The organism is Streptococcus sp. A22, from assembly GCF_043674215.1.
GTDB lineage: Bacteria > Bacillota > Bacilli > Lactobacillales > Streptococcaceae > Streptococcus > Streptococcus suis_V.
The window spans coordinates 16,451-27,270 of the sequence record NZ_JBIMJQ010000006.1 but is presented as its reverse complement, the minus strand read 5'-3'; the positions used below and the strand labels follow the sequence as shown (position 1 = coordinate 27,270).

Annotated in this window: 11 protein-coding genes; all 11 read right to left on the bottom strand. The window is 47.8% G+C overall.

All coding sequences use genetic code 11. From position 1 onward, the window contains the following. Positions 1-132 precede the first annotated feature (132 nt). The gene (locus ACHBHN_RS03630; RefSeq protein ID WP_394733621.1) at positions 133-1,074 is read right to left on the bottom strand and encodes an L-lactate dehydrogenase; all 942 of its coding nucleotides are present in this window, start codon (positions 1,072-1,074) and stop codon (positions 133-135) included. Beyond that, positions 1,067-2,152 carry an iron-containing alcohol dehydrogenase family protein gene (locus ACHBHN_RS03625; protein ID WP_105122483.1) on the bottom strand — a complete coding sequence of 362 codons (1,086 nt, stop codon included), beginning with the start codon at positions 2,150-2,152 and terminating at the stop codon, positions 1,067-1,069. Before ACHBHN_RS03625 ends, ACHBHN_RS03630 begins: the two co-directional genes overlap by 8 nt. An 81-nt stretch (positions 2,153-2,233) precedes the next feature. After that, positions 2,234-2,926, bottom strand: a complete 693-nt coding sequence (locus ACHBHN_RS03620; RefSeq protein ID WP_105110886.1) for a methionine ABC transporter permease — start codon at positions 2,924-2,926, stop codon at positions 2,234-2,236. Position 2,927: 1 nt separating this feature from the next. Continuing rightward, entirely contained in the window at positions 2,928-3,989 is a 1,062-nt protein-coding gene (locus tag ACHBHN_RS03615) for a methionine ABC transporter ATP-binding protein (RefSeq protein WP_105122482.1), read from the bottom strand. Then, on the bottom strand, positions 3,982-5,361 hold the full coding sequence (locus tag ACHBHN_RS03610; protein ID WP_394733620.1) for a M20/M25/M40 family metallo-hydrolase: 1,380 nt from the start codon (positions 5,359-5,361) through the stop codon (positions 3,982-3,984). The genes ACHBHN_RS03615 and ACHBHN_RS03610 overlap by 8 nt, the downstream gene beginning before the upstream one ends. 73 nt (positions 5,362-5,434) lie before the next feature. Continuing rightward, positions 5,435-6,316, bottom strand: a complete 882-nt coding sequence (locus ACHBHN_RS03605; protein WP_394732256.1) for a MetQ/NlpA family ABC transporter substrate-binding protein — start codon at positions 6,314-6,316, stop codon at positions 5,435-5,437. 173 nt (positions 6,317-6,489) lie between these two features. Continuing rightward, on the bottom strand, positions 6,490-7,179 hold the full coding sequence (locus tag ACHBHN_RS03600) for a gamma-glutamyl-gamma-aminobutyrate hydrolase family protein (RefSeq protein ID WP_257104109.1): 690 nt from the start codon (positions 7,177-7,179) through the stop codon (positions 6,490-6,492). 85 nt (positions 7,180-7,264) lie between these two features. Next, positions 7,265-8,146, bottom strand: coding sequence for an ATP-binding cassette domain-containing protein (locus tag ACHBHN_RS03595; RefSeq protein ID WP_394733619.1), 882 nt, complete (start codon positions 8,144-8,146; stop codon positions 7,265-7,267). Continuing rightward, positions 8,139-8,999, bottom strand: coding sequence for an ABC transporter ATP-binding protein (locus ACHBHN_RS03590; protein ID WP_394732254.1), 861 nt, complete (start codon positions 8,997-8,999; stop codon positions 8,139-8,141). Before ACHBHN_RS03590 ends, ACHBHN_RS03595 begins: the two co-directional genes overlap by 8 nt. Next, positions 8,999-9,832 carry an ABC transporter permease subunit gene (locus ACHBHN_RS03585; protein WP_172094727.1) on the bottom strand — a complete coding sequence of 278 codons (834 nt, stop codon included), beginning with the start codon at positions 9,830-9,832 and terminating at the stop codon, positions 8,999-9,001. Before ACHBHN_RS03585 ends, ACHBHN_RS03590 begins: the two co-directional genes overlap by 1 nt. Further along, positions 9,832-10,791: an ABC transporter permease gene (locus tag ACHBHN_RS03580; RefSeq protein WP_394732439.1), complete on the bottom strand. Its 960-nt coding sequence runs from the start codon at positions 10,789-10,791 to the stop codon at positions 9,832-9,834. The genes ACHBHN_RS03585 and ACHBHN_RS03580 overlap by 1 nt, the downstream gene beginning before the upstream one ends. Positions 10,792-10,820: the final 29 nt, after the last annotated feature.

Below are 10,820 nucleotides of genomic sequence, written 5' to 3'. Positions count from 1 at the left end.
CACTGAAAGCGCCAATTATTTCCACCCCGGCTCGGCTCCCACTCTCCCAAGCTCGCTAAACAAAGATGCTGAAACAACCTTCTTTCTTGTTGAATAGTATAGCAGATTTGCTGGGCTTTGTCTACTACCATATCACAAACTCAAGCTATCCCAGTCTCCTGTCTGGGCAATCTCTACTCGACTACTGATTTGCTTTGCAGATGCTGCTAGGAGGTCACATCCCTCCTGGGTCAAGTCTAGTGGCACCCTGTCTACAATGCCCGCTTTGCCGATAACTGCTGGATAACCTAGATAAACCCCGTACTCTTGCTGGTAATGAGAAACCGGTAGCACTGCTCTGCTATTGCCCAAAACCGCCTCAACCAAGCGTTTGGCCGCCGCTGCGATGGCAAAATTGGTATAGCCCTTGCCGAAAAAGACGGTGTGTCCGCCCATGCGCGCCTCCTCTGCCAGCTGGTCCAGCTCTTTCTTGAGCAAAAGTGCCTGAATAGGCTGACCCGCCACCACCACTTGGCTCCATGCAGTGAATTGGGAATTGCCATGCTCACCTAGATTGTAGCCTGAGATGGCCGTCGGAGAGACCCCAAATCGATGCCCCACCGCACGTTTCATCCGGGCCGTATCTAGTAAGGTACCTGTGCCAATCACCCGATTGCGAGGAAAACCAGTATAGGTCTGATAGAGCTGACTGATGACATCGACGGGATTCGTAATGACAATCAAAATACCAGAAAAACCTGAAGCAACCAACTTGCTCGAGACTTCCTTGACCTCTTGACTAGTGAAAGGCAGTTCCGCAAAGCGGCTATTGGTCGCATTGGCCTGGAGACTGATTTTCCCAAGGCTCGACACGATAATATCTGCGTCCGATAGAGCACTGTAATCATTGGCAATGAAAGTGGCAGACTGCCCCGTATTGGCCACACGGTCCTCCATATCCAGAATATCTGCCGCAAGTTTCTCTTCATTCTTGTCAATCAGGACATAGTCGTCAAAGAGATTGCCTGCCACCAAATCATGCAGGAGGGTGGCTCCGACATGGCCCAGACCTATGATACCGATTTTTCTAGCCATAGACTTCCTCCACCAGACTTTCCAAGGTCAACATGGCCTTAACCACATCCTGAGTTTGAATATTCTGATCGATATTGATGTAGCTTTCCTTGCTAGAGGTCGCAAACTCAGCCACCTTTTGCATAGCAGCTGCCCTATCCTCCGTCACACCCAGCTGTTTCCAAGAATAGATATAGCCGTTCTTTTGGTAAAAAGGCAGGAGTTTTCTGACCTCATCCCTGTCACCCGTCAGGCATAATTGCACCAAAATCCCATAAGAAACCTTGAGTCCGTGGGCAATGCAGTGGGTTTCATGGAGCAGGGTCAATCCATTATGAAGAGCGTGAGCCCCCGATACATAGTCGCTGGTCTGACAGCCGACATTAGCCGCAATGGCAAAGGTCGTATCCACAATCCGCTGAAAGGCTGGACTAAGTTTGTTCTGGTCAAAATCCGCAACAGCTGTCTCCGTGTCCTGAAGTAAAATATCCAGCGAGACCTTGGCTGTCGCTAGCGCCAGTTGAACAAGGGCAGGTAGGTCCGCACGATTTTTCCCTCTGTGAATCGCCTCCAGCTCATACCATTTAGCCAGGGTATCCGAAATGCCTGAAATGAAAAACTCCCGTGGCGAATCCAATAGCAGGTCATAATCCACCACCGTCATAAAACCCGACCGTTGGCAGTAATCAATAGACTTGAAGGTATGGTCTGGATGATAGGCCACCAAGAGCGGGGTCGAGCAGGCACAGGTAGAAACCAGGGTCGGTACAAAAACCGCCTCAATACCCAGACGGTCGGCTATCCCCTTGGTCGTATCCATGACCTTGCCGCCACCTACGCCAATCAAGACATCTGCACCTAGACTTTTAGCCTTTTCTGCCAAGCGATTCATATCTTCATGACTGGCTGTCTGGTCATAGAAGAGCACCGGCCAATTGGGTTGATTGCCACCGTGTTTGACAAAGGCCGCATAGGATTTCTGCCCTGTCACAATGACCGGCTGCTTGAAGATTACCAATCTTGCTGGCAATTCTTTAATGGCACCGCTGGATGCCACATATTGCCCCGGCTCACCCCGCACTAATTTTTCAAATTCCATACTATTCACCTCTTTTTTATTTATGATATGAAAAAAACAAAGATATATCAACCATTAGCCGACATCTTTGTTTTCTGTCTATTAACGATGGTTGATTTTCTTGGTCACAAAATCTCCGACAAACTGGATGAAGAAGATCATGATCAAGATGAGGAGTGTCGCAACCAAGGTTACATCATCATCCGAACGGTTATAACCATAGGAAATAGCGACGTTACCTAGGCCACCGGAACCAATGGCACCTGCCATAGCGGTGTAACCAACCAGGGAAATCAGAGTCAGGGTTGTTACACGAATCAAGTCTGGCAGACCTTCGCGTAGGTAAACCTTGATAATATCAGGAATAGTGGCTCCTACTGACTGGGCTGCCTCAATCACACCCCGGTCCAACTCTGACAAGACAACCTGAACCTGACGGGCATAGAATGGAAATACAGACAGGGACAGAGGGACCAAGGCAGCTTTGAGACCGATACCTGTTCCTACAATCGCACGGGTTACAGGGTTGAGGACAGCCAAAAGGATGATAAAGGGAACCGCCCGAAAAAGAGAGGCCACCTTGTCCAAAATCCAGAACGCATACTTGTTTTCCAAAATGCCACGAGGGCCTGTCAATACCAAAAGAAGACCTCCGACCAAGCCCAAAAGGCCTCCAAAGATAAAGGACCAGAAGGTCATATAAATGGTCGCCTGAATGGCTGGCAACCAACCGTAAGGCGTATCCCAGCCCATTTTTATCACATTTTCAAATGTTGTTTCAATCCACTGATTCATCTTACGCTCCCTTCAAAACAGTCACTTCTACCTGTGCCTCTGCCACAGCCTCCAAGGCATGGTGCAATTGGGCAGGTTCACCTGATAAGATAACGACTAGCTCACCCACTGGCGTGTGGTCCAAAATCTCAATATTTCCGTAAAGAATATTGGATGTCACCTGGTACATCTTATACAAATCATTGACAATAGCCGTATCCGTGCTGGCACCCGAATACTTGAGTTGGACCAGAAGACTGTCTTCCGGCAGATTTTGCACAATCCCCTGCTGGTAAATTTTGACCAGTGCTTCATCGATTCCTGTTGCTGTTTTGATAAAGTCCTGGGTCAATTCCTGCTTAGGATGTGAGAAAATCTCAAGAACAGACCCTTCCTCAATCAACTGACCATCCTGCATCACCGCCACCCGGTTGCAAATGTCTTTAACAATCTGCATCTCATGGGTAATCATGACAATGGTCAAGCCCAATTTCTCATTGAGTTCTTGCAAGAGAGCCAGAATCTGCTTGGTTGTTTTGGGATCCAAGGCAGAGGTTGACTCGTCAGAGATCAAGATTTTGGGATCATTGGCAAGGGCACGCGCAATAGCGACCCGCTGCTTTTGGCCACCTGAAAGTTGAGACGGATAGTTTTCTGCTCGGTCCGCCAAACCAACCAGGTCCAAGAGCTTGGCAACCTTGGTTGCCTTTTCTTCCTTGGTCAAGCCAGAATGCTTGAGGGCAAAAGCCACATTTTCCGCAGCAGTCATCTGGGCCATCAGATTGAAATGCTGGAAAATCATCCCAATTTCACGGCGTTTGATTCGCAGTTGGGCTGGTGTCAACGTAACCTTATCACCTTCAAAAATCACATCTTCATCAATAGTGATTTTACCTGCTGTCGGCACCTGCAAGAGGTTGATAACACGGACCAGGGTTGATTTCCCCGCCCCAGAATAGCCGACAATTCCATAAATATCGCCTTGGTTAATATGGATGGTTACATCCTTAACCGCCTCAATCGTGCGCTTTTTCTGATGAAAGGTCACATCGATATTATCTAGCTTAATCATTTCCTTACTCATAACTTGCTATTAACTCCTCAATTAGTTGAACATGACTATAATAGTCAGCAATTTTTACATTTTCATCGCCCGCATGGTCTCGGCTATTGGCATTGCCCAGTCCAAATCCAGCAATTGGCACCTGCAGGGCATGAAAGACCGTATGCATAGGGCCTGTCCCCGGCGAGGTTGGCAACACCGAAACCCCGTCAACCGTCAACTTTTTAGCTAACTCGATAACTTTTGCAATGGCTGGCGCAGTCATGTCGCTACGGTAGCTCTTGATACCTAGGGTGAAATCGACCTGAACCCTGTCAAAGCCATTCTTCACCAGCTGTTTACGGACCTTGTCCAGCACATCCTGAGGATCCAAATCCGGTACCAGACGAATCTCCATCTTGGCAGAAGCCTGGGCTGGAATAATGGTCTTGACTCCCTGGCCCAGATAGCCTGTGGAAAGACCCTCAATGGTAATGGACGGCTCAAAATAAAGGCGTTTCAAAAATGCTTTTCGCTCTTCCAAGAGTGTTGGCAGGGTCAAGCTGTAAATCTCCGTAAGATTTTCAGGACTGGTCAGGGCGAACTCCTCTACCAAGGCTAACTCCTGCTCATTCGGCTCCTGAACCTGGTCATAGAGACCATCCACCAGGACACGACCATCAGGACTTCGGAGGGACTGGAGGCCGGACAAGAGATACCAGCTAGCGGAGTCAATCACTCCGCCATAGGACGAATGAATATCCAGCTCTGCCGATTGGACAGAGACATCGAAAGTCACGATTCCCTTGTTTCCGCCGGCGATTTCTAGCTGATTGAGGGCATTTCGGTGACCTTGTTCCCAGATGAGCAGGTCTGCACCTGATAACTGGTCCTTGTACTTGACCAAATACTTATCCAAATCAACCGATGCCGACTCTTCAGCACCTTCCATGATGAAAATAACATTGACCGGTAGTTGACCGTCGTTCTTAGCCTGATAGCTCTGAAGGGCGGATAGGCGAGCTGTGATATGCCCCTTGTCATCATCCACCCCGCGGCCATACATGTGGGTCTCGTCCATTGTCAGTTCAAAGGGTTGCCCCTTGAGCCAAATTTGGTCACTATCAGCCGGCACTGTGTCATAGTGGTTGTAGAAAATCAGGGTCTTGGCATTGGGCACCGTCGCTGCAAAACGAGCCATGACAAAAGGAGCCGTATGAGACTGGTCCAAGATAACCTCTGCCCCTGCACTTTCAAACAAATTCTTGAGGTAAGTAGCAACCTCCAAAAGACCAATCTGCTGGGCAAAGATAGATTTCATACTAATCAGTTTTCTCAGATGCCCAATCCCCTCCTGGACAATCTTGTCTTCCTGGAAGGCTGCGATTTGTGCCTGCTCATTTGTCTGTCCCATTTTTTCTACCTCCTCCAAAAATAGGAAGAGAAGCTGGGGGTCTCCCAGCCTCTATCCTGTTGTTTAATTCTTTTTATTCTGCTTCGTTCCAGATTGGGAAATCTGTTTTCTTAGAGCCGTCCTCAATCAACTTACCAACTTCATCAGTGTTGTATGCTTTGACAAGGGCTTTGATCGCGTCAGCCTTATCTGACTCTTCCCACTTGTCTTGAGCAGCGATAACATTGTACCAAACTTTTGTATTTGGACCTTTTTCCTCGATATACAAGGCAGTGTCTGTATCGATACCTGCTTGTTGAGCGTAGTTATTGTTGATAACTGCCCCGTCAACTGATTCCAATGAACGAGCTGTTTGGCTAGCATCCAATTCAGTAATTTTGATATTTTTTGGATTTTCAGTAATATCAGCAAGTGATGCCAAGTCACCGTCTTTAACTTCCAACTTGATCAAGCCAAGTGACTCAAGCAAGAAGAGGGCACGGCTACCGTTTGTTGGGTCGTTAGGAATTGCGATTTCAGCACCTTCTGGAAGGTCTTCGACATCTGCATACTTGTCTTTACCGTCTGCGATACCTGAGTAGAAACGAATTGGGCTGTAAAGAGTGTAGCCCGCAACCTGCAAGTTTTCACCGTTTTCTGTGTTCCAGTTATCCAAGAAGAAAATGTGTTGGAAGGCATTGACATCCACATCGCCCTCAGCCAAGGCCTTGTTTGGTTGTGAATAGTCTGTGAATTCTGTGAACTCCAACTTCACACCTTCTTTGGCAGCATTTTCCGTAACCTTGTTCCAAACATCAGTCGTGTAAGTATTGCGCGTCATGATACCAACCTTCAAGGTTGTTTCCGCTGCATCTGAAGAAGTTGAACCTGATTCAGATGCTGGAGCACATGCTGCAAGTGTCGCAATGGATAGGGCAGCTGTTGCTGCAAAGGTAAATAATTTTTTAAGTTTCATAGAAAGTAGTCTCCTTAATTTTTGAACTGTATTTATCTTAACACAGAAAATGAAATCTGACCAATTGGTATTTTTTATAGATAGTTATAAGTTTTAACTATATCAACACCCAGTTTCACTATAGCTTTTGAAAACATGCAAAAACCAACCACCCTATCGAGCAGTTGGTTAGCTTAAAATCGATCAACAATGTATTGGAAGAGTTCGCGGTGTTGACGGCAATCCTCAAACAAGAACTCTGGGTGCCACTGAAGGCCAAAGAGGGCCTGCTTGCCCTTGCTTTCATAAGCCTCAATGGTCCCATCTCGTGGATCACGTCCTGTTGCTACTAAACCAGGTGCCAATTCCTTGATCCGCTGGTGGTGGAAGGAATTGATTTGACTACCTTGGGCAAAGAGGTGGCTGACACGGCTGTGGCCCTCGACTTCTAGCTGGTGAGAGGTTCCTGCCCAATCATTCTGCCAATGGTCCTCCAAGGACTGCTCCAGACTACCACCCAGGGCCACATTGAGCAACTGCATCCCACGGCAGACCGCAAAAATCGGTTTGCCCTGACGAAGAGCCTCCTTAATCAAGGCCAATTCAAACTCATCACGCGCCAACAAATAATCGTCACTGTCAATCTCTTTTTCCTGGCCATACAGGCTAGGGTCTACATGCTGACCACCAGATAAAATCAACTTGTCCACCATGTCAATGTAATCCTTGGCCGAATCCGGACTTCCCATAGGAATCACGATTGGCAAGCCACCAGCCTGACGCACACCGTCTGATAATTCACGCGCCACCGTCACATAATGACGGCCCGATTTGCTTGGAAATTCTTGCTCATTACCCGAAATACCAATCACAACCTTCTTCATAGGAAATCCTCTCTATCAATTTTTTATTATTCTATCACGAGCAAGAAACATCGTCTAATATAGATTTTCAATCTCGTTATAAATTTTATTTATCAGGGCTTGAAAGGACAAAATGTCCCTCCTCCACCTCTAACCACTGACCTTGAGTGACAAAGTCGTGGCTCTGCTTATTCTTTGCCAAATCAGCCAATTCCTGCCGGGCCTGAGCTGGATTCAAACTCAGATTGGACTTTAGCAGATAGCGGGTATAGGCGTGCTGGGGATTTTGGAAAATAGCTGACGCAGAACCCAGTTCGACTAGACTACCCTTATACATGACAGCAATCCGATCTGCAAAGTGCCGCACCAAGGTCAAATCGTGTGAGATAAAGAGATAGGTCAAACCAAATTCATCCTGCAAGCCCCGTAGCAAATCCAAAATGGTCGCCTGTATGGAAACATCCAAGGCTGATGTTGGCTCATCACAGACCACAAACTGAGGCTGCGAGACGACCGCCCGTGCAATCCCAATCCGCTGACGTTGACCACCTGAAAAGGATTTGGGACGCTTGTGAACCGCATCCCCACTGATTCCCACCCGCTCCAGAATAGCCAAGGCCTTGCTTTCCGCCTCTTCCTTGGGCAGGGCGTAGAGGGGTTCCTTGACCAATTCCAAGGCTGATAGGTAGGGATTGAGAGACGAATAGGGATCTTGGTAAATGACCTGCAAGGCCTGTTTTTTCAGCTCCTGATCCGATAGGCTTGGAAAACGAATGTCCCCTTGGCTGGCTGTTTCCAGTCCCAAAATAATCTTGGACAGGGTTGATTTCCCACTACCTGACTCACCTACCAAGCCCAGGGTTTCCCCCTTGAAAATGGACAGGTCAATATCTTTCAGGGCCTGAACCACCTGTTCTTGACCCAACCAGGATTTTTTCCGATAGGTCTTGCTGACACCAGCAACTTCTACCATAATATCTTTAGGCATCTGCTTGCTCCTTTCTTACCCAATGGTCCGGACCGACCTCAACCAACTGACTGGTCGGACTATCTACTGGCAAGCTGCCGTCAAAGGTTTCCAAACGGGCTGCCTTGAGTAGGGCCTGGGTATAAGCATGCTGCGGTTCAGCAAAAATGGTCTCCACATTAGCCTTCTCTACCACCTTGCCCTGACGCATAACATAGACCAGGTCACATATGCCAGCAATCACACTGAAATCATGACTGACAATGGCAATGGTCAAGCCAAAGGACTCCTGCAACTCATTGAGCAGGGCCAAAATCTGAGCCTGAATAGTCACATCCAAGGCCGTTGTCGGCTCATCCGCAATCAAGAGCTGGGGTTTGGCTAATAAAGCCATGGCAATGACAATCCGCTGCCGCATACCACCTGAAAACTCAAAGGGAAATTGCTTGAGACGTAAAGCTGGATCCGCAATACCAACCTTTTCTAGAATCGATAATATTTCTGTCTCCACCTGGTCCTTGCTCAAGCCTGGCTGGAAACGACGCACCACTTCCCTCAGATGAAAACCAATGGTCCGCAAGGGATTAAGAGAGGTCATAGGATCCTGGAAAATCATGGACAAGGGCAGAGCTTTGGGATTGTCAACAGCCTGTCCGTCCATCTCAAAGCTGCTATAACTTGCCTCCAAACCTCTGGGCAAAATCCCCATCAGAGACTTCATGGTCAAGCTCTTTCCAGAACCCGACTCGCCAACGATACCGACGATTTTTCCCTTGGGAATGCTGAGGTCAATACCGTCCACCAAGACCATTTGAGAGGTCCGTTTCTGATTGGTAATGGTCAGATTGTTTAAGCTAATCAAATTCTCTGTCATTAGTAGACCTCTCTTTCTAGGCAATCACGAATCAAGTCACCAATATTGTTAAAGGAATAAATGGTCAGAAGGATAAAAAGTCCAGGCAAGATTGCCATATGTGGAGCACTCTGCAAGGTTGACTGGGCATTTTGCAGGAGACTTCCCCAAGAAGCCAGCGGTTGCTGGATCCCCATTCCCAAGAAACTGAGGGCAGACTCCGTCATAATGGCCGACGAAATGCTGGTCGATGCCGTTACTATCAAGGTTGGGAGGATTGCTGGTAAAATATGGCGCCAGATGATTTTCCGCTTTTTTACACCGATAAAGTCTGCATAGCCAACATAGTCTGCCACCTTGGCTTTCATGGTCTCGGCCCGTAAAATTCGGGCAATGCTCATCCAAGAAAAGCCACCAATAACGATAATAATAGTTGACAAGCCAGGTTTCAAGAAGACGCTGAGCACGATGACCAAAACCAGCCAGGGAATAGAAGACAGAACTTCAACAATCCGCATGATGACATTGTCCCATTTTCCGCCAAGATAACCAGCCGTTATCCCGACCAGGCTGCCGATTGTCACCGAGGCGACCATGGCCATGAGACCGACTAAAAGGGAAATCCGTCCACCGTAGATAACGCGGATAAAGTAGTCACGCCCGACCTGGTCCGTTCCAAACCAATGCTCCGCACTCGGTCCCTGGTTCATCTGCGTCACATCCGTCAGATTGGGATCGATAGGGATAAGGGGGGCCAAGAGAGACAGGACTACCAAAAAGAGGATAAAGATGACTGAAAAGAGATAGAGGGGAGATTCTTTGAGTGTTGCCTTCAATTGTTTGAGTATCAACATTAGTTTTCTCCTCCTTTCCAGACACGTGGATCCACTAGGGCATACAAGACATCCGACAGGAGATTGCCCAGGATGACAAGGCTGGCAGACAGGAGCATAACCGCCATAATCACCGGATAGTCCAGGGCCTTGGTTGCTGCTGTCAGATAAGGTCCCACTCCCGGCCAGGCAAAAATGGTTTCTGTAATGATAGCTCCCGTCACCAACATAGGCAGGGCCATCCCCACCTGGGTGGCTACAGGAATCAAGACATTTCGTGCCACATGCTTGCCGAAGATTTCTGATTTTTTAGCCTTGAAAGCCTCTTGTACGGTCACATAGTCCTTGTCCACCTCCACAATGGCTGATGCCCGGATGAAACGAATTAATTCTGGCAGGAAAGCCATGGTCAAGGTCAGATAGGGCAGGGTGAAATGGGAGAGAAAATCCAGAAAATCCCCTTCCTTGCCCAGAGTATACATACCGATAAAAGGAAAAAGGCGCCAGTTATAACCAAAGAGGTAAATCAAAATCATGGCAAACCAGAAGGTCGGCATGGCAATCCCGATAGAGGCAAAGGCATCGATAACCTTATCAACCCACTTCCCTCGCTGGGAAGCTGAAATCAAACCCAAGGCCACTGCCATGACCAGAGCAGTCAAGTAAGAAGGCAAGACCAGCGAAATGGTATTAGGAATTTTCTCCGCCAAATCCGCCCCAATCGAATGCTGGGTCATCAGAGAAAAACCAAGGTCCCCTGTCAAGAGGCCCTTTAGCCAGATACCGTACTGAACCAAGAAAGGTTGGTTGAGCCCATACCGTTCCTTGAGCAGGTCAATTTGCTCCTGATCCATATTGGGCGTTGTCATGGAATCAATCACATCAAAGGGGGCCAATTGAATCAGAGAAAAGACGATAAAGGAAATGAGTAATAAGAGAGGAATGGCCTGCAAAATCCTCTTTACAATATAACGAAACATAGTTCCTCCAAAAACACGAAAAGGGAGCC

Excerpts from the sequence above, each read along its gene's own strand:
- ACHBHN_RS03630 (WP_394733621.1), bottom strand. The coding sequence starts at position 1,074 with ATGGCTAGAAAAATCGGTATCATAGGTCTGGGCCATGTCGGAGCCACC.
- ACHBHN_RS03625 (WP_105122483.1), bottom strand. The coding sequence starts at position 2,152 with ATGGAATTTGAAAAATTAGTGCGGGGTGAGCCGGGGCAATATGTGGCA.
- ACHBHN_RS03620 (WP_105110886.1), bottom strand. The coding sequence starts at position 2,926 with ATGAATCAGTGGATTGAAACAACATTTGAAAATGTGATAAAAATGGGC.
- ACHBHN_RS03615 (WP_105122482.1), bottom strand. The coding sequence starts at position 3,989 with ATGAGTAAGGAAATGATTAAGCTAGATAATATCGATGTGACCTTTCAT.
- ACHBHN_RS03610 (WP_394733620.1), bottom strand. The coding sequence starts at position 5,361 with ATGGGACAGACAAATGAGCAGGCACAAATCGCAGCCTTCCAGGAAGAC.
- ACHBHN_RS03605 (WP_394732256.1), bottom strand. The coding sequence starts at position 6,316 with ATGAAACTTAAAAAATTATTTACCTTTGCAGCAACAGCTGCCCTATCC.
- ACHBHN_RS03600 (WP_257104109.1), bottom strand. The coding sequence starts at position 7,179 with ATGAAGAAGGTTGTGATTGGTATTTCGGGTAATGAGCAAGAATTTCCA.
- ACHBHN_RS03595 (WP_394733619.1), bottom strand. The coding sequence starts at position 8,146 with ATGCCTAAAGATATTATGGTAGAAGTTGCTGGTGTCAGCAAGACCTAT.
- ACHBHN_RS03590 (WP_394732254.1), bottom strand. The coding sequence starts at position 8,999 with ATGACAGAGAATTTGATTAGCTTAAACAATCTGACCATTACCAATCAG.
- ACHBHN_RS03585 (WP_172094727.1), bottom strand. The coding sequence starts at position 9,832 with ATGTTGATACTCAAACAATTGAAGGCAACACTCAAAGAATCTCCCCTC.
- ACHBHN_RS03580 (WP_394732439.1), bottom strand. The coding sequence starts at position 10,791 with ATGTTTCGTTATATTGTAAAGAGGATTTTGCAGGCCATTCCTCTCTTA.